The organism is Pseudonocardia sp. HH130629-09, assembly GCF_001294645.1.
Lineage (GTDB): Bacteria > Actinomycetota > Actinomycetes > Mycobacteriales > Pseudonocardiaceae > Pseudonocardia.
In genome coordinates, this window is sequence record NZ_CP011868.1 from 2,926,264 (window position 1) to 2,948,468 (window position 22,205).

At 74.9% G+C, this 22,205-nt stretch carries 19 protein-coding genes and 1 pseudogene; 5 read left to right on the plus strand and 15 right to left on the minus strand.

Going from position 1 to position 22,205, the window contains the following annotated elements; all coding sequences use genetic code 11:
- Window positions 1-29 precede the first annotated feature (29 nt).
- Entirely contained in the window at window positions 30-2,771 is a 2,742-nt protein-coding gene (locus tag XF36_RS13470) for an AAA family ATPase (protein ID WP_064485422.1), read from the minus strand.
- Between the two features lie 367 nt (window positions 2,772-3,138).
- On the opposite strand from XF36_RS13470, the gene XF36_RS13480 reads away from it, so the two are divergent.
- Window positions 3,139-3,438 (plus strand): GNAT family N-acetyltransferase, encoded by a 300-nt coding sequence (locus tag XF36_RS13480; protein ID WP_060712252.1) that lies wholly within the window; start codon window positions 3,139-3,141, stop codon window positions 3,436-3,438.
- Window positions 3,439-3,541: 103 nt separating this feature from the next.
- Window positions 3,542-4,465 (plus strand): DUF5996 family protein, encoded by a 924-nt coding sequence (locus tag XF36_RS13485; RefSeq protein ID WP_060712253.1) that lies wholly within the window; start codon window positions 3,542-3,544, stop codon window positions 4,463-4,465.
- A gap of 4 nt (window positions 4,466-4,469) precedes the next feature.
- On the opposite strand, the gene XF36_RS33265 is transcribed toward XF36_RS13485, so the two are convergent.
- Window positions 4,470-4,655: a hypothetical protein gene (locus XF36_RS33265; protein WP_060712254.1), complete on the minus strand. Its 186-nt coding sequence runs from the start codon at window positions 4,653-4,655 to the stop codon at window positions 4,470-4,472.
- A gap of 669 nt (window positions 4,656-5,324) precedes the next feature.
- Between XF36_RS33265 and XF36_RS13500 the strand changes: the two genes are divergently transcribed.
- The gene (locus XF36_RS13500; RefSeq protein ID WP_060712256.1) at window positions 5,325-6,161 is read left to right on the plus strand and encodes a TIGR03084 family metal-binding protein; all 837 of its coding nucleotides are present in this window, start codon (window positions 5,325-5,327) and stop codon (window positions 6,159-6,161) included.
- 130 nt (window positions 6,162-6,291) lie between these two features.
- Window positions 6,292-7,104: an ABC transporter substrate-binding protein gene (locus XF36_RS13505; protein WP_145981355.1), complete on the plus strand. Its 813-nt coding sequence runs from the start codon at window positions 6,292-6,294 to the stop codon at window positions 7,102-7,104.
- On the opposite strand, the gene XF36_RS13510 is transcribed toward XF36_RS13505, so the two are convergent.
- From XF36_RS13510 to XF36_RS13575, 13 genes are all read right to left on the minus strand, one after another.
- Window positions 7,091-7,903 (minus strand): alpha/beta fold hydrolase, encoded by an 813-nt coding sequence (locus XF36_RS13510; RefSeq protein WP_060712258.1) that lies wholly within the window; start codon window positions 7,901-7,903, stop codon window positions 7,091-7,093. The genes XF36_RS13505 and XF36_RS13510 overlap by 14 nt on opposite strands.
- Window positions 7,900-9,540 carry a (2,3-dihydroxybenzoyl)adenylate synthase gene (locus tag XF36_RS13515; protein WP_060712259.1) on the minus strand — a complete coding sequence of 547 codons (1,641 nt, stop codon included), beginning with the start codon at window positions 9,538-9,540 and terminating at the stop codon, window positions 7,900-7,902. The genes XF36_RS13510 and XF36_RS13515 overlap by 4 nt, the downstream gene beginning before the upstream one ends.
- Window positions 9,537-10,955 (minus strand): salicylate synthase, encoded by a 1,419-nt coding sequence (locus XF36_RS13520; protein WP_082375390.1) that lies wholly within the window; start codon window positions 10,953-10,955, stop codon window positions 9,537-9,539. The genes XF36_RS13515 and XF36_RS13520 overlap by 4 nt, the downstream gene beginning before the upstream one ends.
- Window positions 10,956-11,060: 105 nt before the next feature.
- Window positions 11,061-11,522, minus strand: coding sequence for a formyltransferase family protein (locus XF36_RS13525; protein WP_060712260.1), 462 nt, complete (start codon window positions 11,520-11,522; stop codon window positions 11,061-11,063).
- The gene (locus XF36_RS13530; protein WP_060712261.1) at window positions 11,519-12,538 is read right to left on the minus strand and encodes an MFS transporter; all 1,020 of its coding nucleotides are present in this window, start codon (window positions 12,536-12,538) and stop codon (window positions 11,519-11,521) included. The genes XF36_RS13525 and XF36_RS13530 overlap by 4 nt, the downstream gene beginning before the upstream one ends.
- Entirely contained in the window at window positions 12,535-13,029 is a 495-nt protein-coding gene (locus tag XF36_RS13535; protein WP_060712262.1) for a condensation domain-containing protein, read from the minus strand. Before XF36_RS13535 ends, XF36_RS13530 begins: the two co-directional genes overlap by 4 nt.
- Window positions 13,030-13,162: 133 nt before the next feature.
- Entirely contained in the window at window positions 13,163-16,618 is a 3,456-nt protein-coding gene (locus XF36_RS13540; protein ID WP_060712263.1) for a non-ribosomal peptide synthetase, read from the minus strand.
- Window positions 16,619-16,653: 35 nt separating this feature from the next.
- A complete protein-coding gene (gene panD, locus XF36_RS13545) occupies window positions 16,654-17,061 on the minus strand; it encodes an aspartate 1-decarboxylase (protein WP_060714680.1) in 408 nt (135 codons plus the stop codon).
- 69 nt (window positions 17,062-17,130) lie between these two features.
- Entirely contained in the window at window positions 17,131-17,340 is a 210-nt protein-coding gene (locus XF36_RS13550) for an MbtH family protein (RefSeq protein ID WP_020627831.1), read from the minus strand.
- Between the two features lie 613 nt (window positions 17,341-17,953).
- Entirely contained in the window at window positions 17,954-18,907 is a 954-nt protein-coding gene (locus XF36_RS13560) for an ABC transporter substrate-binding protein (RefSeq protein ID WP_060712265.1), read from the minus strand.
- A gap of 167 nt (window positions 18,908-19,074) precedes the next feature.
- A complete protein-coding gene (locus tag XF36_RS13565) occupies window positions 19,075-19,464 on the minus strand; it encodes a hypothetical protein (RefSeq protein WP_145981357.1) in 390 nt (129 codons plus the stop codon).
- A gap of 570 nt (window positions 19,465-20,034) precedes the next feature.
- Window positions 20,035-20,238 carry a DUF1918 domain-containing protein gene (locus XF36_RS13570; protein WP_238589260.1) on the minus strand — a complete coding sequence of 68 codons (204 nt, stop codon included), beginning with the start codon at window positions 20,236-20,238 and terminating at the stop codon, window positions 20,035-20,037.
- Window positions 20,239-20,954: 716 nt separating this feature from the next.
- Complete coding sequence (locus tag XF36_RS13575) at window positions 20,955-21,536, minus strand: TetR/AcrR family transcriptional regulator (RefSeq protein ID WP_060712267.1); 582 nt, start codon at window positions 21,534-21,536, stop codon at window positions 20,955-20,957.
- Window positions 21,537-21,581: 45 nt separating this feature from the next.
- Here XF36_RS13575 and XF36_RS13580 point away from each other — a divergent pair.
- Window positions 21,582-22,133 (plus strand): annotated as a pseudogene (locus tag XF36_RS13580) (sugar nucleotidyltransferase); the annotation flags it as partial.
- Between the last annotated feature and the right edge of the window lie 72 nt (window positions 22,134-22,205).

Sequence of the window (22,205 nt, forward strand, 5' to 3'; positions counted from 1 at the left end):
GCCAGGCGACGGGCCGGCGGCGGTCCGGGTCACTCGTGCCCGGGGGTGCGGAACCTCAGGTCGCCCGCCATGTCGATCCGTGCGAGCTCGGCCCGGGAGGTCACGCCGAGCTTGGGGTAGACGCTGCCGAGGTGGTGCCCGACCGTGCGGTGGCTGATCAGCAGCCGGGCCGCGATCTCCCGGTTGGTGAGCCCCTCGGCGGCCAGCTGGGCGACCCGCAGCTCCTGGGCGGTGAGCCCGGCGGCGGCCGGCTCGTGCCGCACCCCGGACTGCGCGGCCAGCCCCAGCTCCCGCAGCGCCCGCGCCCGCAGCGGCGCCGCGCCGAGGCGGGCGAAGGTCTCCGCCGCCCCCGTGAGTTCGTGCCGGGCGTCGGCGCGACGGCGGACCCGACGGAGCCATTCGCCGTACAGCAGCCGGGTACGGGCCCGCTCGAACGGATCCGGAGCGGCACCTGCGCCGTCGAGCGCGGCCCGGTACACGGCCTCCGTGTCCGGCCCGCCGGCGGCGAGGGCGCGCAGACGGTGCGCAGCGGCGCGGGCCCAGTGGGCGCCGGTCCGCCGGGCCCACGTCTCGACGGCCGCCAGCCGGGCCGAGGCCGTCTCCGTGCGCCCCTCCTGCATCGCGGCCTCGGCGGTGTCCGGGGCCGCGAGCAGTGCGAAGGTGGGGTGTGCGGCCTCGTGGCCGGGCTCGTCGAGCGGCATCAGGTGGTGCAGTGCGTCGCGGGGCCTGCCGTCGAACAGCGCCGCCCGGCCGCGCACCCAGTACACCGACGCGGCGAGCGCGCGCACCTCCTGCCGGACCGAGACCGCCAGCGCCCGGGTGGTGTGCTCCTCCAGGCCGGGGGCGTCGCCGCGGGCTGCGGCCAGGTTCGCCAGACAGAGCCGGCACTGGCTCGCCACGTGGTCCGCCCCGACCTCCTCGGCCAGCCGCAGGCCCTCGGTGGCGCCGGCCTCGGCGGTCTCCCACCGGCCCGCCGCGGCATCGAGGACCGCACTCTGTGCGAGCACCATCGCGAGCGCGGCGAGCTCGTGCCGCCGCCGCAGCTGCGCGGCCTGTACCCGCAGCACGTCGTGCAGCGGCCCCTCGACCCCGCAGGCCTGGACCAGCGGCACGGGCGGCAGCAGCTCCCACGGCACGGTCCCGAGCAGGCCGACGGTGGCCGCGTCCGGGGCCGGGAGCGACCCGGCCGCCCGGCCGGTCCCGTCGTAGCAGGCCCACCAGGCCCGCAGTGTCGGCATGACCGGTGCCAGCTCCGGGACGCCGCCGGGGTCGAGGGCGAGCAGCCGCTGAAGCGCCGCCTGCTGCAGGTCCGGGCGGCCCGCCGACCACGCCGCGCGGGCCGCCACCGTGCCCAGCTCCATCGCAGTGCGGGTCCCCGCGACGACGGCCATGTCCCCCACCAGGTAGTGATGGGCGCGTTCGGAGAGACCCGTGGTGAACTCGAGGATCCCGCGCAGCCCGCCGCCGTACCGCACGACGGGCTCCGCCCCGCCCCGGCGCTCGGCGTCGTCGAGCAGCCGCCGGGCTCCCTCGGCGTCGCCCGCGCCCCAGGCGGCGCGGGCGGCGACCGCCAGCCGGCGCGCGGCGTCCGCGGGGTCCGGCGACAGGTCGGCCGCCCGCCGCAGCGTGCGTGCCGCCAGTGGACCGGCGCTGCGCTCCAGGCACCTGGCGGCCGCCTGCTCCAGCAGCGCCGCGACGTCCTCGTCGGGGCCGTCCGCGGCGGCCGCCAGGTGCCAGGCGCGGTGCTCGACGTCCTCGGCCGGCAGCGCCGCGGCCAGCGCACGGTGCGCGGCCCGGCGGTCGGTGACGGGTGCGCCGTCGTAGAGGGCAGCAGGGACCAGCGGGTGGCGGAACCGGAGACGGGTGCCCGAGGCGTGCAGCAGGCCGGAGCGCAACGCCTCGTCCCAGGTGGAGGCGTCGACACCCCACCCGGCCCCGGCCCGGTCGACGACGTGCCGGTCGCCCCGCCCCTCCGCGGCCGCCAGCAGCAGCAACGCCCGGGTGGCCGGCTTCAGGGCCTCGGCGCGGGCGCAGAACGCCCGCCGCAGCCGGGGCCCCACCGGCATCGGCCCCCCGGACGCCTCGTCGTCGGCCTCGCGCCCGACGGTGGGCAGCTCCTGCAGCGCGAGCGGGTTGCCCGCCGCCATCGCGACCGTGTCGTCGACGAGGGCCTCGTCGGCGTCGGGGACGGCGGCCCCGACCAGCCGGCGGGCGTCGTCGTCGGCGAGTCCCACGACCTCCAGAGCCGGCACCCCCTCCCAGGGCCCCTGGGCCGGGTCGGCGTGGTCGGTCAGGATCACCACGACCGGCTCGGTCCGCACCCGACGCGCGAGGAAGCCCAGACAGTGCGCGGTCGCCTCGTCGACCCACTGCGCGTCGTCGACGACGACGAGCACCGGCCGGTCCCGGGCCAGGCCGGAGAGCAGCGACACCACGGCCGCGCCGATGAGGAAGCGGTTGGCCGGGTCCCGGCTGATCCCGAGCGCGCCGTGCAGTGCGGCGGCCTGCGGGTCCGGGAGCGCGTCGAGCCGGTCGAGGACCGGCCAGAGCAGCGCGTGCAGTGCGCCGAAGGCGAGCCCCGTCTCCATCCGGGTGCCCCTGGTCCGCAGCACCGTGGCCCCGGACGCGGCGTCGACGACGTGGTCGACCAGTGCGGTCTTGCCGATCCCCGGCTCCCCCCACAGCACGAGCGCCGCACCCGCGCCGTCGGCCGCGCGTGCCAGCAGCCGCTCCAGTGCCGCGGTCTCGGAACGCCGTCCGAACAGCTCCATGACCCCCCGCAGCCTCGTCCCGCCTGCCCCCGTGGCACGGCGGATCCGTCGGACCACCGTAGCCGCGTCGTCCGGATCATCCGGTGACCGATCCGGCGACCGATCCGCCGGGACCGGCCGGACCCGACACTCGCCGGGTGATCCGACCCGCCCCCACCGATGCGTCCGGGACGTGCGGGGGTCCCGACGTCACCGGTGTTCCGCGCGACCGGCGTCGAACCCGGTCGTCGACCGCGGCAGCGCGAACGTGACCGATAGCCTGACCCACCTCGCCTCGATGATCCGGGGCGCGGGCGGGGTCCCGGCCCCGGACCACCCCCGAGTACCGCCGGCCCGGTCGACGGGCGCCCACGGAGAGAGGCCCCACATGATCGTCGTCACCGACAACCGCTCCGCGAACCGTTTCGAGGCCCACGACGGCACGACGCTCGCCGGCGTCGCCGCGTACGTACGCACACCGGAGCTCGTCGCCTTCGTGCACACCGAGGTCGACCCGGCCTTCGAGGGACGCGGGGTGGGATCGGCGCTGGCCCGCGAGGGCATCGCGTCGGTGCAGGCCGACGGGCTGCGGGTACTCGCGATCTGCCCGTTCGTCGCCGCCTGGCTGGCGCGCCATCCCGAGCTCGCCCACCTCGAGTACCGGGCGACCAGCAGGGTCACCGACTGACCGGTCGCCGGCGTCACATCCGCGGCCCCGGTGGACACCACGGGCCGCGTCACCGCCGGGACCGGGAACGCGACCCCGGTCCGGCCGATCCACGAGGAGACCGATGAGCAGCACGACGACGAGCTGGCCGAGCCTGCGCGTGGCGAACTGGACCGCCACCCGCGAGACCCTGCACATGTGGACCCAGATCGTGGGCAAGATCCGGATGGCACACGCCCCGCTGATCAACCACTGGTGGCAGGTGACCCTGTACCCGAGCGCGCGGGGCCTGACGACGTCGGCCGTCCCGTACGGCACCGGGGCCTTCGAGATCGAGCTCGACCTGCTCGGCCACCGGCTCGAGGTCCGCAGCAGCGACGGCGGCGCGCTCGGCTTCGGCCTGGCGCCGATGTCGGTGGCCGAGTTCTACGGCGCCGTCCTGGACGTGCTCGGCCGGCTCGGCATCTCCGCGCCGATCCGGCCGCACCCCAACGAGGTCGACCCGGCGATCCCGTTCGCCGAGGACCTCACCCACGCCTCCTACGACGCCGAGGCGGCCACCCTGTTCTGGCGGCAGCTGCTGCAGGTGAACCGCGTGCTCGGCGAGTTCCGGGCGCACTTCGTCGGCAAGGTCAGCCCGGTGCACTTCTTCTGGGGCAGCATGGACATGGCCTGCACCCGATTCTCCGGGAGGCCGGCGCCGGCGCACCCGGGCGGGGTGCCCAACTGCGGCGACTGGGTCATGGTCGAGGGCTACTCGCGGGAGCTGTCCAGCTGCGGGTTCTGGCCCGGTGGCGGTGAGGAGGGCGCCTTCTACTCCTATGCCTACCCCGCGCCCGACGGCTTCGCCGAGGCCCCGGTCGGCCCCGACGGTGCCTTCTACAGCCCGGACTTCCAGCAGTTCCTGCTGCCCTACGAGGTCGCCCGCGCCGCACCCGACCCGGACCGCGCGGTCGTCGAGTTCCTCCGCACGACCTACGAGGCGGCCGCGGACCTCGGGCGCTGGGACCGCTCCGCGCTGGAGGACGACCCGCTCCGCTGGGCGTGACCGCCTAACCGGCGGTCGGGGTGATCCGGTAGAAGAACGGGCCGGTCCCGTTGCGGGCGATCGCGATCAGCAACGGGCCGGCGTCCTCGATCGCCCGGGCCGCCTCCAGGCCACCGACGTGGATCGGGTCGAACCCCGCGTCCCGGTTGAGCCGGTCGACGAGCGTGCGGATCGCGGGGTCGGCCGCCACCAGGTTGCCCGGGGGGCGTGGTCTGTGTCGCCAGGCGCGGGTACTCGGACGCGAAGTCCGCGCAGAAGGACTTCGCGACGGGCCCGCCCGTCCGGGAGCGGACGAGGTGAGCGTTCGACTCGTGCTCCGGGTCGCGCGGTCCGTAGACGTTGGTGGCGTCGATCGCGGGGACGCCGGCGATCCCGGTCGTCCGGCCCAGCGCGTCGGCGACCTGGTCCCCGGGGACGGCGACGACGAGCGCGTCGGCCCCGGTCGCGTCACCACCGTCGCGGCCCAGACCGCTGACGGTGTGCCCGGCGGCCGACCAGAGCGCGGCCAGGCCGCCGCCGACGGCGCCGCGGCCCAGGATCGTGATCCTCACGTCTACCCCTCTCCCACCGGGACCGTGGCGGGCCCGGTGCACCAGCCGGGCGATCGGTCGCCGCGGGGGCTCCCGTCGGGCTGTCGCGTGCCGAGGTGCGGGACGGGCGACCCGGCGGTGACGTTACGAAGGGCGCGGTCCCCGGGGATCGGTCACGCAATCGGTCGTCCGTACTTCACGATGTCCTCTGTACTTCCCGATGTCCTCGACACGGTCCACCATGATCCGCAGGCCGTGGCGACGAGGTGGAGGCCCGACATGAGCGACGTGACCTACGGTGCCCCCGTCCGGCAGGAGATCATCTGACCATGGTGTCCATGGACGCGGTCCTCGACGACCTGGCGGCCGAGAGCGCGGTCGTCCGGGCGATGGTCGCCGACCTCGACGACGCCGGGGTCGGCGCGCCGACCCCGGCCGAGGGCTGGAGCATCCGCGACCAGCTCACCCATCTCGCCTACTTCGACGAGGCCGCCACCCTCGCCACGACGGACCCGGCGACCTTCCGGTCGCGGGCGGCCGCGCTGCGGGAGCTGGGTCCCGGCTTCCCCGACCGGGTCGCCGCGGACCACGCCGGCCTCGGGGCGGAGGAGGTCCGAGCGTGGTTCGCCGGGGCCCGCGACGCCCTCGTCGGCACGTTCCGCGGCATCGAGCCGAAGACCCGGCTGCCCTGGTACGGGCCCGACATGAGCGCCCTGTCCTCGATCACCGCCCGGCTGATGGAGACCTGGGCGCACGGCCAGGACGTCGCCGACGCGCTCGGGGTGCTCCGGGAGCCGACGGACCGGCTGCGCCACGTCGCCCACCTCGGCGTGCAGACCTTCGGCTTCACCTTCCGCAACAACGGCCGCGAGGTCCCACAGGTGCCCGTGCGGGTCGAGCTGCTCGCCCCCTCCGGCGCCTCGTGGACCTGGGGCCCGGAGGACGCCGCGGACCGGGTCACCGGTTCCGCGCTCGGCTTCTGCCTGGTCGCCACCCAGCGCCGGCACGTCGACGACACCGACGTGACCACGACCGGCCCGGTGGCCGCGGAGTGGGTCTCGATCGCCCAGACCTTCGCCAACACGCCCGGCCCCGGCCGCGCCCCCGGCGCCGTCGCGGCCGCCTTCCCGGCACCGACCCGGACGCCCACGGGAGGACCCGCGTGACCCGAGCGCCGGGGCGCGTCGGCAGCGGCGGCCCCGCTCCGCCGGGGGACATCGCGCGCGGACGGGCGCCGCGGGTGTGGGGAACGCCGCTCGCCGGAACCGGGAGCGGCCCGCGGACGACTGTCGGAACGTGCACACCGCACCGCTCGGCCCGGCCCGCTCGTCCGTCGTCGCCACCGTCGTCGCACTCGTCGTCGCGGCCATGCTGCTCGTCGCCGGATGCTCCGCTGCACCGCAGGCGGCCGGTCCGCAGGGAGCGGACGCCGCGTTCCCGCTGACGCTGGACCACGCCTTCGGGACGACGACGATCCCGGCCCGTCCGCAGCGGGTCGTCGCGCTGGGGTCGGCCGACGTCGCGGTCGCCAGGGTGCTCGGGGCGGACGTCGTCGGTAGCCTGCGCAACGCCGGGGAGTCGCAGCCGCAGGCGCCCTACCTCACGCCGTTCCCGGACGGGGTGCTGACGATCAGTGAGCTGGAGCCGCTGCCGCTGGAGCGGATCGCGGCGTACCGCCCGGACGTCATCCTGGCCGTGTCGTCCTACCTGGTGACCGACCGCGACGCCTACGAGCGCCTGAGCGCGATCGCCCCGACCGTCGTCTACCGCGACGTGCTGTTCGGGCTGTGCCTGCCGCCGACCTTCGCCACCGACCCGCCCGCCGGTGACGAGGTCGCCCCCGGCACGGTCGCGCTGTCCTACGAGGAGGCGGGTCGCCTGGCCGAGGCCGACCTGGTCGTCATGAGCTTCCCGACCCCGGCCGACCGACGGCGGTTCGAGGGCAACCCGGTGGTCGCGCGGGCGCTGGCCCGCACGACCTACGTCCCGATCGGTCTCGACGAGGCGATCGCGCTGCAGGCACCGAACGTGGTGTCCACCGGCTGGCTCCTCGACCGGCTGCGCCCGGCGCTGGAGCGGGTGGCCGCCGCGCCCGCTACCGGCCGCTGAGGAACGCGACCGTCGCCCGGTTCACCTCGGCGGGCCGCTCGAGGTAGCCGTAGTGCCCGGCGTCGGCGATCTCGACGTACCGGGCGCCGGGCACGGCGTCGGCGACCTCGCGGCTCAGGTGCGGTGGGATCGCGGCGTCGTCGGCGAAGGCGAGCACCAGCAGCGGCACGGCGAGCGCCCGGTAGGCCTCGGTCCGGTCCCCCAGCGCCATCGACACCTGCAGCTGGGCCCGGTGCCCCTTGGACACCCCCGCCCCGGCGAACGCCAGGACGTCGAGCCAGTCCTGGGCCTCCCGGTCGGCACGCAGGGTCGACGGCGACAGGTACTGCAACGCGGACACCGCGGCGTGGTACTCCTCGGGCAGCTCGACCCCGGCGTCGGCGAGTGCGATCTCGCCCGCGGTGATCGCCCGCTGCACGGGGCCGAGCCGGGCGTGCGCGGCCATCGCGACGACCCGGGTGACCAGGTCCGGCCGGGCCAGTGCCGCCTCGATCACGACGCGGGAGCCGAGCGAGGTGCCGACGAGCGCGGCCGGTCCCGCGTCGAGGTGGGTGACCAGGGCGAGCACGTCGGCAGCCATGTCGTCGACGGTGAACCCGTGCGCGCACTCGTCGGTCGGCGGGATGCCCCGGTTGTCGAGGGTCACGACGCGGTGGCCGGCCTCGCGGAGTGCAGGCACCTGGTGGGTCTGCCAGACCCGACCCGGGCTGCCGGTGCCCATCACCAGGACGACGGGCGGGCCGTCGCCTCCGTGGTCGGTCCAGGACAGCCGGATGCCGTTGAGGGTCGTGACCGTCATCCGCGCACCCCGCTCTCGGCGGCGAGCAGCGCACCCAGTGCCCGCTTGTCGATCTTACCGACGGCGGTGAGCGGCAGGTCGTCCCGGACGACGACCCGGTCCGGGGACATGAAGCGGGCCAGCCCGCGCTCGGTCAGGAAGGTGCGCAGGTGACGCCGCTTCGGCGGGGTCGCACCGGGTGCCGGGACGATCACCGCGCACACCGCCTCGCCCAGGTCGTCGTCCGGGATGCCGACGACGGCCGCGCCGGCGATGTCCGGGTGCGCCAGCAGGTGCTCCTCCAGCTCGGTGGCCGCGACGTTCTCACCGCCGCGGTTCACGACGTCCTTGATCCGGCCCTCGACGACGAGGTGTCCGGTCGGGAGGCGGCGCACCAGGTCGCCGGTGCGGTAGTAGCCGTCCGGGGTGAACGACGTCGCGTCGTGCTCGCGGGCCCGGTAGTAGCCCCGCAGCGTGTACGGGCCGCGGGTCCACAGCTCCCCCGCCGTCCCCTCCGCGACGTCGGTGCCGTCGCGGTCGACGACCCGGACCTCGTCGGCCGGGCTGAGCGGGCGCCCCTGGCTGACCGCGACGAGGTCGTCGGGGTCATCGAGCCGGGTGTAGTTCAGCAGCCCCTCGGCCATCCCGAAGACCTGCTGCACGGCGGCGCAGAGCTCGGGGCGGACCCGGCGGGCGAGCGTCGCGTCGCACTTGGCCCCGCCGACCTGGACCAGGCGCAGGGTCGACAGGTCCCAGGACCCGCGGCCGTCGCCGGCGAGGTCGGCCCAGAGCCGCAGCAGCGGCGGCACCATCGCGGTGACCGTGACGCCCTCGGCCGCGACCAGCCCGAGGGTGACGTCGGGGCTCGGGACCGGCGCGAGGACGACCGTGGCCCCGACCCCGAGTGCGCCGAGCAGGCCCGGGCAGGCCAGCGGGAAGTTGTGCGCCAGCGGCAGGCAGGCGAGGTAGACGTCGTCGGCGGTCAGCGCGCAGACCTCGGCGCTGGCCCGGGCGTTGTAGGCGTAGTCGCGGTGGGTGCGCGGGATCAGCTTCGGCTTGCCCGTGGTGCCGCCGGAGACGAGCAGGACCGCGACCTGTCCGGGGTCGGGCCGCGGGAGCGGCTCGGCGGTGCCGGCGGGCAGGTCGGCGATCGCGGTCGTCCCCGGCAGCGGCTCGCCGTCGACGAGGAGGTGCCGCAGCGAGGGCACCGCCTTCGCCACCTGCAGTGCGAGCTCGCGGTGGTCGAAGCCCTCGACGACGTCGGGTCCGACGTAGGCGGCGGCCCCGGAGAGCGCGGCGAGGTGCTCGATCTCGGCCTGCCGGTGCGCGGGCAGGGTCAGCACCGGCACCGCCCCGGCCCGCAGCAGCCCGAACAGGGTCACCGGGAACTCGGCGGTGTTGGGCAGGTGCACCACGACGCGGTCGCCCTCGGCGACGCCGAGTGCCCGCAGCGAGCGGGCGCGGGCGTCCGCGGCCCGGTCGAGCTCGGCGTAGGTCCGCCGCCTGGGCCCCGCGACGACGGCGACGGCGTCGCCGTACCGGCCGGCCCACTGTCCCAGCAGGTCGCCGAGGGTGTCCTCGCCCCAGTAGCCCTCCCGCCGGTAGCGCTCCACGTCCGCGTCGGGCCAGCCGAGCGCCCCGTCGATGAGCACGGTCACGTCGTCTCCTCTCCGACCAGGAACCGGCTGACGCTGCGCAGCTTCTCCCGGGTCTCCTCCAGCTCCCGTTCCGGGGTGGACGCGCCGACGATGCCGGCCCCGGCCCGGAGCCAGGTCCGGTCCTGCGCGCGGTAGATGGCGCGCAGCACGAGCGCGGCGTCGAGCGCACCGGTGTGGTCGACGGTCAGCACCGCGCCGCTGTAGAGGCCGCGTGCTCCCTCGTGGCGGCTGATCGCCGCGCAGGCCGGGGCCTTCGGCAGCCCGGACGCGGTGACCGCGGGGAACAGCCGTCCCAGCGCGTCCCAGGCGGTGGCGCCGGGCCGGAGCCTGCCGCGGACGCGGGACGCGAGGTGCTGCACGCTGCCGCGCTCGACCACCCGCATGAACTCCTCCACGACGACGGCGTCCGGGTCGCTCACCTCGCACACCTCGTCCTGGGCGACCTGGACCGACACCGCGTGCTCGTAGATCTCCTTGGGGTCGCGCCGCAGCTCGTCGGACAGCTCGGAGTCGCGTTCCGGCTCGCCGGACCGGGCCCGGGTCCCGGCGAGCGGCTGGGTGGAGAAGGTCCCGTCCGCGGCGACCTCGACGACGGTCTCCGGGCTGAACCCGGCCGCCTCCAGACCACCGAGGCGCAGCAGGAACGAGCGGGCCGGGGTGTTGTGCGCCCGGCCGTGCCGGTAGGTGGCGGGCAGGTCGACCGGCTCGGTGACCGGGACGGTGCGGGACAGGATGACCTTGCGGAAGCGGTCCTCGCCGATCTCGGCGACGGCGGCGGCCACCGAGCCGCGGTAGGCCTCGGCGCAGGCGGACTCGTCGACGGTCACCGCCGGCCCGGTGCGGGGTGCTGCGTGCCCGGCGCCGAGGATCGTGTCGCGCCAGGCCCGTGCGACGGCGGCGTCGGCGGTGTCGACGTCCACGCCGCCGGGGTGCAGGTGCGCGGTGTGGCGGGGAAGCAGCAGGTGCAGCAGGGTGCCGGTGTCCGCGGGGAGCTCCCCGCCGTGCAGGAGGTGGGCCAGCTCGAACGACGCCCAGCCGAACGCCTGCCACCCGGTGCCGCCGACCTCGGCGAGGGCGGCGGAGACCTGGCCGAGCGGGTCCGCGCCGAGCGGTTCGTGCCGGGTGCCGGTGGGCGCGGTGACGGTCAGGCCGTCGGGACCCAGCACGATCTCGGCGGCGGTGCCCGCGGCCAGGAACACGTCGTCGCCGCGCTCGTAGAGCACGTAGGGGTCCGAGTCGGGCACCGTGCGGGCGACGGCGGTGGCGCCGGCGATGCGGTCGGTGGCGGTGCGGTCGGTGGCGGTGCGGTCGGTGGCGGTGCGGTCGGTCGTGCTGCGGTCGGTCGTGCTGCGGGTCCGCTCGGTGGGGGCCGGCTGGGTGCGCGGCGGGCCGGCCGCCTCGGTGGTCGTGGACATGGTCGGTTCTCCTTCGGGCCGGCGCTCGTGCCACCGGGGTGGAGGTCGTCGTGGGGTGCCGGGGCGTGGTGGGCCGGGCGTCGACGGGCAGGTGGGACGGCGGGCTCAGCGGCCCCAGGCCGTCGCCGCGTCGGGGTCGATGGGGAACCGCGCCTCGGCCAGCACCGGGCCGGTGTCGATGCCGGCGTCGATCTCGTGCAGGGTCGCGGCGAGGCTGGTCTCGCCGTGCAGCACGGCGTAGGCGGCCGTCACCGGCGGGAGGCCGCGGTAGGACGGCAGCGGGCCCCCGTGCACGTTGAGCAGCCGCAGCCCCGAGGCCAGCACCTTCTCCCGGAGCAGGAACGGGTTGTCGATCGACCACAGCAGGCCGTCGGTGCACCGCTCGGCGAGCTCGCCGGCAAGCGCGTCGAGCTCGGCGCCGCTGCGGACCTCACGGGCGGCGCCCGGGTCGAACCCCGGCGGTGGGGTGGTGCGCGGCCCGTGGCAGACGAGGTCGACGGGATGGCCGTCGGCCCGGGCGTGCCGCACGGCGCGCCACAGCAGGGCGCCGTCGCCGACGAAGATCATCGTTCCTCCTCGATGGATGCGCGGGTGACCCGGCGCAGCGGTCCGAGCAGCAGTCCGGTCGCGGCGGCGACCAGACCGGTGACGGTGTTGTAGACCCAGAGCGCGTCGCCGTCGCCGACGACGTCGCCGACGAACCCGGCGACGACGGCGCCGATCGCGGCGCCGGTCATGGCCTGGGCGGCGAACAGGCTGTTCACCCGGCCCAGCAGGGCGTCGGGGGTGCGGAGCTGCAGCAGGGTGTAGCGCAGCACCTCCTCGATCGCGTTCGTCGCGCCGGCGGCGACCAGGGCAGCGAGGACCAGCGCGACGGTCGGTGCGGCGCCGGCCAGCGCGTAGCAGGCGTAGCAGAGGACCATCAGGGCCAACAGGAGCCGGCCGGGACGCGGGCTGCGCCGGACCCAGCCGCTGCCCAGCGAGCCGAACACCACCCCGGCCGCGAGTGCCGAGTACATGAGGCCGACGACGGTGGGCGAGCCGCCGAAGCGGGCCTCGACGAAGGCCGGGACCAGCACGAACGAGCCTCCGCCGACCATTCCGACGAGGCCGGCGACCATCACGCCGAACACCACCGGCTCGCGGACCGCGAACCGGGCACCGGAGCGCAGGGCGGCCAGCGGGCTCTCCGCCGGTTCCTGCGGTGCGCCGTCCTCGCCGGCCCCGCCGCCCGCGCCGGCCGCCGCGCCGGGCTGGTCGCCGTCGGGACCGTCGCCGTCCGGACCGGCCGAGGCGGCCGCGGTCGTCCGTCCCCGGCCCGGTGGCGGCGCGACCATGAGCAGCACCCACGTCACGGCCGCGGCGAGTGCGCCGGCGGTGTAGTTCCAGGCGGCGGAGGCGACCGCGAACACGATGCCGCCGACGGCCGGGGCGACCACCGCGCCGAGGCGCAGCGACACGGTGTTCAACGCCCCGACCGCGTGCAGCTTGGCCCGGTCCACGATGGACGGGGGCACGGCGAGCATCGCGGTGACGCAGGTGGCGCCGGACAGCCCGTTCGCGGCGACCAGTGCGGCGGTCAACGGGGTGACCCGATCCAGGCGGCGTTCACCGCGAGCCCGGCGGAGTCCGCGGCGAGGTCGTAGGGCCGCGACGCCCGCTCGCGGGCCAGCTCGCGGACCCGGGCACGACGCGCGTCGGCGTCGGCCCCTGGCGCGTCGAGGACCTCCCAGGGGTAGCCGAGCGAGTCGTGCACCCGCTGGAACGGGTCGCCGTCGTCGCCCGTGTGATAGGTGGTGCGCAACACCTCGTGCCGGGCCACCAGCGCGTCGAAGGCCGCCCGCAGGGCCGCCACGTCGAGGTCGCCGTCGACGGTCAGCTCGATGCACAGGTTGAACGCGGTGCTGCCCGGCACGATCTGGTGGTGCAGCCACATCCGTCGCTGCGCGAACGACAGCGGGAACTCGGTCCGACCGGCGCGGCGCGGCGCGGCGCCGGGGTCGCTGCGGCGCAGGCCGGGTTCGGCCAGGCGCCGGGCGATCAGGGCGCGCTCGCGCTCATCGAGACTGGTCATGGTGGTGGCCTCCGGTGCCCCGGGCGGGACGGATGGGTGCGGTCGTTCGGGTGCGGTCGGTCCGGGTGCCGCAGTTGGGGTGCCACGGTCCGGGCGCGGCGCGGCGGCGGGGCTCAGCCGTGCGGAGGACCGCTCACCGGTCGGCCAGCGCCCGGTCGACCTCGTCCTCGGCGAGCGACTCGATCTCGTCGACGACCTCGGCGACGGCGTCGAGACGTTCGGGCTCCTGCGCGCGCAGGGCCCGGCACAGCTCGCGGACCGTCGGGTGGGCGAAGACCGTGCGTGCGGAGACGGCGTCGGTGTCGAGCAGCTCCCGCAGCTGGGAGACGATCACCGTGACCAGGACCGAGTCCCCGCCGAGGGCGAACAGCGGGGTCTCGACGCCCACCGGGCCGTCGTGCTCGAGCACCTGCGCCCACACCCGGGCCACCACCCGTTCCAGGGCGGAGTCGGGCTCGACCCGATCGCCGCCGTCGGCCACCCGCTCGGCGACGGCGGCCCGCACGGCCCGGCGGTCGATCTTGCCGTTCGCGGTCAGCGGCATCCGGTCCAGCGCGACGACCGCCCGCGGGACCATGTGCGGCGGCAGCGCGTCCGGGAGCGCGGCCGCGACGGTGTCGGGGTCGGCGGTGCCGTGCACGGCGACCGCGAGCACCGCGTCGCCGACGACGACGGCGACCGCGCGGGCGACCCCGTCGACGGCGGCGGTGGCGGCCTCGACCTCCCCCAGCTCGACCCGGAAACCGTTGAGCTTGACCTGGTCGTCGCGACGGCCGAGGAACTCGACGCTGCCGTCGGATCGGTAGCGGGCGAGGTCCCCGGTGCGGTACCAGCGGCGCCCGTCGAGCGCCAGGAAGCGGTCCGCGGTGCGGTCCGGGCCGCCGCGGTAGCCGTGCGCCACCCCGGCGCCGCCGATCCACAGTTCGCCGGGAACGTGGTCGGGTGCGTCGCGGCCGAGGTGGTCGACGACGCGCAGCGCGACCCCGTCGAGCGGGGTGCCGTAGGGAACGCACCGCCAGTCCGGGTCGACGGCACCGGGGCCGTCGCCGACCTCGGTGACGGTGGAGTGGATCGCGGTCTCGGTCGTGCCGCCGAGCCCGGCGAAGCCGCAGCCGGGCACCCGCTCGCGCAGCCGGCCCGGCAGGTCGGTGCCCACCCGGTCGCCGCCGAGCAGGACCTGGCGCAGGGTGTCGCCGAGGTCGTGCCCGGTGGCCAGCAGCGCGTCGAGCAGCGCCGGCACGCAGTTGAGGATCGTGACGCCGTGCTCGCGGATCGCGCGTCCCCAGTGGTCGGGGTCGCGCTGGGCGCCCTCGGGCACGACGACGGCGGCACCGCCGGTGCCGAGCACCGCGAACAGGTCGAACACCGACAGGTCGAAGTCGAGTGCGGAGACCGTGAGCGTCCGGTCGCCGCTCCCGATCCGGTAGCGGCGGACCAGGTCGTCGAGGGTGGCGACGGCGGCGCGGTGCGGGACCTCGACTCCCTTGGGCTCGCCGGTGGAGCCGGAGGTGAACAGCAGGTAGGCGACCTGTTCCGGGTCCGGGCCGGCCGCCTCGGGCAGCGGCGCGTGGGCCAGGAGCTCGGTGACCGTCACCCGGTCCTCCCCCGGCTCGGCGGTGATCGCCCACCGGTGCCCGGACACCGCCCGGATCCGCTCGACCCTGGCGGGGGGCTGCTCCACGCCCAGCGGCACGTAGGTGCCGCCCGCGGCGAGCACCCCGAGCACCGCTACGACCTGCTCCGGTCCGCGCGGCAGCGTCACCGCGACCGGCTCGCCCGGCGCGACCCCGCGCTCGCGCAGCCCGGCCGCGACCCGCAGTGCCCGGTCGGCCAGCTCGGCGTGGCCCAGCACCCCGGAGTCGGCGACGACGGCGGGGGCGTCCCCGCGGGCGACGGCGCCGGCGAAGAAGTCGTGGTGCAGCGGTCGCGCCGGCGGCAGCTCGGCGGTGGTGTTGACGCGCTCCCGCACGGCGAGCTGGTCGGCGGGCAGCAGCGCCGGGACGGGCACGGACCAGGTCCGCTTCTCGCCCAGGCCGCGCACGAGCCGGCTGAACGCGGCGAACATGGCCTCGCCGACGCCGTCGGGCAGCAGGTCGGCGCGGACGTCCCAGTTGACCAGGATCTGCCCGCCGACCTCGGTGATCTGCGCGTCGAGCAGGACCTGCGGCCCCTGCGAGATCATCCACACAGGGTCGCCGAACAGCGCCCGCGCCTGCTCGTCGAACAGCTCGCCGAGGTTCAGTCCGCTGGTGAAGACCACCGGCGCCAGTACCTGCTCGCCCGCGCGGCGGCCGAGCTCGCGCAGCACCTCCACACCGGAGAAGCCGGCGTGCTCGGCGTCGGAGTGCAGCCGGTGCTGGACGGCCCGTGCCCGTTCCAGGAACGTCGCGGGCGTGGTCAGGTCGACCTCGAGCAGGACCGAGCCGGTGAAGTCACCGACGACCCGGTCGATCTCGGGGTGCACCGGGTCGCGGTCGAACAGCGGGACGTTCACCACGAACCGTGGCTGCGCGCTCCACGCGCCGACCACCTCGGCGTAGGCGGTGGCGATGACGGCGGCCGCGGTCAGACCGTGGCGGCGGCACGCGGCGAAGACCGCGTCCCGCTCGTCGCCGGCCAGGGTGAACGCGAGCCGCTGGGCGCGCGGCCGGCCGGTGCCGTGTTCCACCGCGGGCAGCTCGGGCGCCCCGGGCAGGTCGGCGGCCCGGCTCTCCCAGTAGGCGCGGGCGGCGTCGGACACCGCCCGGCGTGCACCCGGCCTGGCCTGCAGGTACTCCCGGTAGGTGACGCCGATCGGTTCGGTCTCGGGCGCGTCGAGGCGGTGGGCGTAGCAGTGGGCCAGGTCGGCGAGCAGCACCCGGAAGCTGACGGCGTCCGCGGCGACCATGTCGACGTCGACGTGCAGCCGGGCTCCGTCGGGCAGCAGGCTCACCGCGACCCGGAACACCTCGCCGCGCTCGATCGCGAGCATCTCGTGCGACATCGCGTCCCGGGTCGCGGCCAGCCGCTGCTCGCGCTCGGCGTCGGACACCGCGCGCAGGTCGTGCACGACGGGCGTGCCCTGACCGTCGACAGGCAGGATCTCCTGGCGGCCGTTGTCGGTGATGCGGGCGCGCAGCATCGGATGCCGGTCGACGAGCCGGCGCACGGCCGCGGCCAGCCGGTCGGGGTCGAGACCGGGCCCGTCGAACTCCAGGTACAGGTGCGGGGCCACCCCGCCCAGGGGCTGGGCCGGGTCGCGGCCGGCCCAGTACGCGTGCTGGAGCAGGGCCAGCCCGAACTCGGCGGACTCGTCGGCCGCGGCGGGCTGCCCCTCGCCGGTGGGCTGCTCGTCGGTGCCGTCCGTCGCCGGGGCGGCGTCGGGACGGCGGGCCAGGAGCGCGGCCCACGCCGCGACGGTCGGGCGGGCGGCGAGGTCGCCGAACCCCACGTCGAGCCCCTCGTCGCGCCAGCGCGAGACCAGGCGCATGAGCGCGATGGACTGCAGGCCGAGCTCGAACAGGTCGTCGTCGTCGCCGACGTCCGCGGGCTCCTCGTCGACCAGGTCGGCGATCAGCTCACGGAGCTCGTCGGTGGACACGGGGCTCATCGGGGTGGTTCCTCCTGCGCGGTGGTTGCGGACGCTCAGCGACCGGCGAACTGGTCGAGGGCTCCGGGCACCGGAGCGGCGGGGGCGGTGTCGAGCTCGACGATCCGGTTGTGGGCGTCGACGTGGACGACCCGCGGCACGTGGTCGGCGACAGCGGACTGCGGGACCTGCTGGTAGGCGACGATGATCGTGAGGTCGCCGGGGTGCACGAGGTGTGCCGCGGCCCCGTTGACACCGATCACGCCGGTACCGCGCTCACCGGTGATGACGTAGGTCTCGAGGCGGTTGCCGTTGTCGATGTCGAGGACCTGGACCTTCTCGCCCTCGACCAGCCCGGCCGCGTCCATGAGGTCCTCGTCGACGGTGAGCGAACCGACGTAGTGCAGGTCGGCCTGGGTCACCGTGGCGCGGTGGATCTTGCCGCTGAGCAGCGTGCGGTACACCTGCGGGACGACATCGGCGACGCCGGACATGGGGGTTCCTTCCGTTTCGGGGGTGAGGGGTGGAGCGGGTCAGCCGGTGCGGTCGGCCAGGCTGCGCGGTCGCAGGTCGGTCCAGTGCTGCTCGACGTGCGCGAGGCAGGACGCGCGGTCGGCCGGACCGTGCGCGACCTGCCAGCCCGCGGGGACGGCGGCGAACCCGGGCCACAGGGAGTACTGACCCTCGTCGTTGACCAGGGCGTAGAACGTCCCGGTCTCGTCGTCGAACGGGTTGACGGACATGGCTGTCTCCTCTGTCGTCGGTCGGGTAGGGTCAGCGCGCGGCGCGACCGGCGGGACACGGGCCGGACCGCTCGGTGCCGGCGGACACCGCCCGCTCGAGCTGGTCGTGGCCGTCCCGGGTCGACGGTCGGGGGCTGCGGGTCCCACGGAGAGCGACCGGGCTCCTGGGGCTCGCGCTCCCCGTCGTGGTGTCCTCGGTGAGGCTGCCGTGGTGCCGCCCGACCGCGTCCCGACACTCGGCGACGCAGCCGGTCGTCCGACCGCCACCGCTTCGCACCCTCGCGGGGTCGGCCATCACTGTCCCTTGCCCATGGTCGGCTGCACTTCTCTAAGGCGAGCCTAACTTCATCACATCGATCAACATCCCGCCTAGAGAGTGACATCACGCAGAACTCCCACACCGCCCCGGAACGCCAGGTCGGAGTAGCGTGAGTAGGCTGGCATCACTCATTTGGCTGGTCTCGTCGCGTGTTGGCGTTACTGCGTCCTGGTGTGACGCGCCGGGCCTCCTCGGCCCGTTCGACGGAGGCACCGACCCCGGGGATCAACCCTCCGCACACGACTGCGGCCGGCACCGGGGATGCCGGAGCCGGCCGCAGTGGAGGACGAGGGACTACGTGGACACGGCGTCCGACAGACGCGGGGCGATCCGGTCGACGATCCACGGGATCGACAGCGGGGACGGGTTGCGCAGCCCGATGAACTCGTCGTAGTCGTAGGTCACGACCGCGCCGCGCTGCACCACCGGCAGCCGCTCGTACAGCGGGTTCTGCTGGAGGGTCCTGAGTGCCTCCGCGTCACCGCCGTCGAACAGGACGAGGGCGTCCGCGTCGAGCGAGGCGATCTGCTCGGAGGAGAGCTGCACCCCGAACGACTCCCCCTTCGGCAGCGCGAGGATCTGCGGCGACAGCGAGAGCCCCAGCGCCGCGGGCACCGAGTTCATCGCGTCGTCCGGGTCGCGCAGAGCGGTCACCGCGCCGGGCTGCACGAAGCCGAAGGTGTAGGTGGCGCCCTGCAGCGCCGGGTGCGCGGCCCGCGTCTCGTCGAGCTTCGTCTGCACCTGGCCGGAGACCCGCTCGGCGTCGGCCGGCCGGCCGAGCGCCGTCGCGAGCTGCGTCGTCATCTCCTGCCAGGTATCCGGGGCCGGGCCCTTCTGGTAGCCGATCGTCGGCGCGATCGCACTGAGCTGCTGGTAGGACTTCTGCAGCGCGAAGTAGCCCGGGGCGAAGATCACGTCCGGCTTCAGGGCGGCGACCTGCTCGATGTTCACCTCGGTGGCCTCGCCGGTCACGGGGAGCACCTCGACGTCCTTGGCCCCCGGGGCCTGCGACGTCCACGGGGAGAGACCGGACTCGCTGCCGCTGGAGGACGCTCCGACGACGGGCGCCTGCAGCGCCAGTGCTACGTCGAACCCGGTGGGCCCGAGCGCCACGATCCGTGAGACACCGGGCGGCACGGTCGTGGTGCCCAGTGCGTGGATGACCGTGACCGAGCCCTGGGCGGTGTCGGGGGCACCGGAGGACTCACTGCCGCAGGCGACGGTTCCGAACAGCAGCGCGCCGCACACGGCTGCACCGAGGAGTCCTCGGCGACTCAACTTAGGCAGACTTCGTAAGTTACGCAGGAGGTACTCGTCCGCGGAAGATCGGTCGCGGTATCGCACGGTCACGATGGTCCGATGAGGACCGACGCGCACGAGCAGGGCCCCGGGCCGTGACGGCCCGGGGCCCCTGCTCATGCGGTCGGAGGCGAGCGCTGGTCGGGGCGCACTCTTCGGCGCCCGGCGTCGTGCCGCGTTGGTCGCGATCCCGGTCCGGCGCGTCCCGGGCCGGCGCGGTCGGGCGTGTCCTCGCGGGCGGTGGCGGTGTCGGTGCGAAGACGCCGGATCGTGCGACGACGGGCGGTCCGGGCGCGGGCTTCGGGCCACGGACCGGACGCGGCGACGACGGCGAAGAACGCGGCGTCGGTGTCGGGCACGGTCTCGACGTGGGCGGTGACCCCGCAGTCGAGTGAGGTACGGCCGTCGAGCGGCATCTCGACGACGGGGACCGGCACGACGGTGCTGCCCGCGGTGTCGGCTCGGGCCGGAACACCCGAGGGCGCTGCACACGGGGCGTCCAGCATCGTCATCACCTCACGAGGGTCGAGGAGCGGAGTCGCCCGGTCGGAGCACCGGGGACGGTGTCCGACCCCTGGGCGACTCCACCGTGCGGTTCGAGTGATGGTCGGTCGATGATCAGAAGTCTCGAGGTGGCTGCCACCCCCTTCCGAACCTCTCGTCGTGGCCGTTCCGTGGCCGTTGGGTGGCCGTTCGGTGGCCGTGGCCTCGGCGGACCGCCGCGTCAGGGAGGACCGGGCCAGGAGCTGTGGTCCGCGATCGTCGACCCGCGCGACGTGCGTCGGCCAACCCGGGGCCGCCGGGACGAACGGTCTGGCGTCCGGGTCGAGGAACCGGTCCAGCGCACGGAACGGATTGGCCCGCATCACCAGGTTCTCACCTCCCTTTCCGACCTGTTCCACGCACACCGGGAAACGGGGCACGGCACGGACGACGTCACCATATCTGTCGCCCGGGCTCACTTCGACCTGCCATTCCCGGCCTGCTCGGAGGAACCGTCGCTCACACTCGGTCGGTTGTCGTGCGATGTCCGATCTCTCGGACACCTCCACTAATAAGACACTCCACGGCGGTTGTCAAGGACGCGGATCCGACAACGGAGAACCGTCGTCGCGAACCGGTTCCACCCACTCGACGTCGCCCTCCCCGATCACGGTTCCCTCCGGGTCGGGCTCGGGCGCGACGAGCCGCACCCGGGCGTCGGCGCCGGGGCTGTAGAGCGACTGCGCCCCATCGGCCCACCGGACCCGGTACGGCGGCTCCCCGTTCTGTCCCAGCACGCCGAGCACCTCACCGAGTCGGGCGGTTCGCCCCAGCGTGGCGGACTCGACGACGATGTGTCCGAGGGGTACCACCGCCTACGCCGAGCCACTCCTCCACGATGGACCACACCCGGACGCATCCAGCGCAGACACGCGGACCCTTCTCAAACACGCTCTCAGGGTGTCCAGGAAGCCCCACACCCGGATCCGATACACATCCGGATGCGGGGAGTCCACTCTGATCCGATCAACTCCCATCACAGAACCCCTCCTTCTCGCACCCCTGTTCCGGCGATGTCCGCGCGGCACCCCGGTCCTCGCGGAACCGATCGCGCGGCGCTGTCACATCGCGTTCTCGACACAGACGAACCGATTCCGACAACGGCCCTGTTCCTGGCGACGCACCATCGGAGGTCGATATCGAAGGGAACAGACCATCGCGCTGACCATCTGCCGGGAACCGGAATCCGCGCACCGCACGCGGCCCTGTTCCTCGACACGGTCGGCGGACGACGGCTCGACGCGCGATCACGTGGCCCACCGGATCCCGTCCGGCCGCGCCGGGAGGGCCGACACCCGTACCGGAGGGACCGAGCACGGAGCCGGACCCGGGGCTGCGACGGTCGTGGGTCATGACGAGCGGACTACCCGGCTGCGCCGAGGGCATGCCGGCGGGGAGACCTCTGCTGCCCGGAGCAGACGACCCGGCCGACACCCCGGTCGGCGGGCCGACGTCAGCGGAGCGAGCAGAGCAGGCCGTGGAACGCGGTCCAGACGGCCTCGCTGTCCACCGTCCCCCGCGCCTCGGCCAGCCACAGGGCAGCCTCGTTCATCGCACCGGACAACAGCCTGGTCAGCGGCTCGACCGGCTGCGCTGCGATCACCCCGTCGTCGACGAGCTGCTGCAGCGACTCCGCCAGATGCCGCGCGGAGGTCTGCTCGTCCAGCCGCCGCCACTCCGCCCACCCCAGGACCGCGGGCCCGTCGATCAGCATGATCCGGGACAGCTCGGGGTCGTTCGACACCGACAGGAACGCCCGGCACCCTTCGACGAAGGAGACCCAGGAGTCCGCGTCGTCGGACACCGATGTGGCCACCCGGTCGGCGACCTCCGACTGGACCTGCGCGAGGACCTCGCGGAACAGGCCGATCTTGCCGTCGAAGCTGTGGTAGAGGGCCCCCTTGGTGACACCGGCGGCGGCCACGATCTCGGCCAGCCCGACCGCGCCGTAGCCACGCTGGGCGAACAACGTCCGCGCCTCCTGGATCAGCGCCTGGCGCGTCTGCTCCCGCTGCCGGACCCGCACTCCGGTCATCAACCCTCCCCGATTTCATGTACCGACGGTATGTGAACGTGCTACATCTTCCACGGACCCGGCTTCTCCGGGATGCTCCACCGCAGAATCGAGGGCCTGAACTCCGGCGACGGCTGCGTGCTGTTCGGGTACCCCGTGCGCGACCCACAGCGCTACGGAGTGGGCGAAGCCGACCCGCAGGGCAGGCTGATCTCCATCGATGAGAAGCCCGCAGCCCCGCGCTCGGACCGAGCCATCACCGGGCTGTACCTCTACGACCAGCAGGTCGTCGACATCCCGCGGTCGGTGCGCCCGTCGGCCCGCGGCGAGCTGGAGATCACCGACGTGAACCGGGTCTACATGCAGCAGGGGTCGGCGCGGCTGGTCGATCTGGGCCGCGGCTTCGCGTGGCTCGACACCGGCACCCACGAGTCCCTGCTCGAGGCCGCGGACTACGTGCGCGTGCTGGAGAACCGGCAGGGGGTGCGCATCGCGTGCGTCGAGGAGGTGGCGCTGCGCATGGGCTTCATCGACGCCGACGCCTGCCACAAGCTGGGGGAACGCTACGGCGCCTCCGGCTACGGCTCCTACGTCATGGAGGTCGCGGCCACCTTCTGAGCGACGCCCCGGCGACCGCACACCGTCCATGAACAGCGTCAGCGACCACCCGACCTCGGGCCGCAGTGGCGG

Bases quoted from the DNA above. Each gene is read 5' to 3' on its own strand.
- XF36_RS13470 (WP_064485422.1), bottom strand. From the start codon at position 2,771: ATGGAGCTGTTCGGACGGCGTTCCGAGACCGCGGCACTGGAGCGGCTG.
- XF36_RS13480 (WP_060712252.1), top strand. From the start codon at position 3,139: ATGATCGTCGTCACCGACAACCGCTCCGCGAACCGTTTCGAGGCCCAC.
- XF36_RS13485 (WP_060712253.1), top strand. From the start codon at position 3,542: ATGAGCAGCACGACGACGAGCTGGCCGAGCCTGCGCGTGGCGAACTGG.
- XF36_RS13500 (WP_060712256.1), top strand. From the start codon at position 5,325: ATGGTGTCCATGGACGCGGTCCTCGACGACCTGGCGGCCGAGAGCGCG.
- XF36_RS13510 (WP_060712258.1), bottom strand. From the start codon at position 7,903: ATGACGGTCACGACCCTCAACGGCATCCGGCTGTCCTGGACCGACCAC.
- XF36_RS13520 (WP_082375390.1), bottom strand. From the start codon at position 10,955: ATGTCCACGACCACCGAGGCGGCCGGCCCGCCGCGCACCCAGCCGGCC.
- XF36_RS13525 (WP_060712260.1), bottom strand. From the start codon at position 11,522: ATGATCTTCGTCGGCGACGGCGCCCTGCTGTGGCGCGCCGTGCGGCAC.
- XF36_RS13535 (WP_060712262.1), bottom strand. From the start codon at position 13,029: ATGACCAGTCTCGATGAGCGCGAGCGCGCCCTGATCGCCCGGCGCCTG.
- XF36_RS13540 (WP_060712263.1), bottom strand. From the start codon at position 16,618: ATGAGCCCCGTGTCCACCGACGAGCTCCGTGAGCTGATCGCCGACCTG.
- XF36_RS13550 (WP_020627831.1), bottom strand. From the start codon at position 17,340: ATGTCCGTCAACCCGTTCGACGACGAGACCGGGACGTTCTACGCCCTG.
- XF36_RS13565 (WP_145981357.1), bottom strand. From the start codon at position 19,464: ATGCTGGACGCCCCGTGTGCAGCGCCCTCGGGTGTTCCGGCCCGAGCC.
- XF36_RS13575 (WP_060712267.1), bottom strand. From the start codon at position 21,536: ATGACCGGAGTGCGGGTCCGGCAGCGGGAGCAGACGCGCCAGGCGCTG.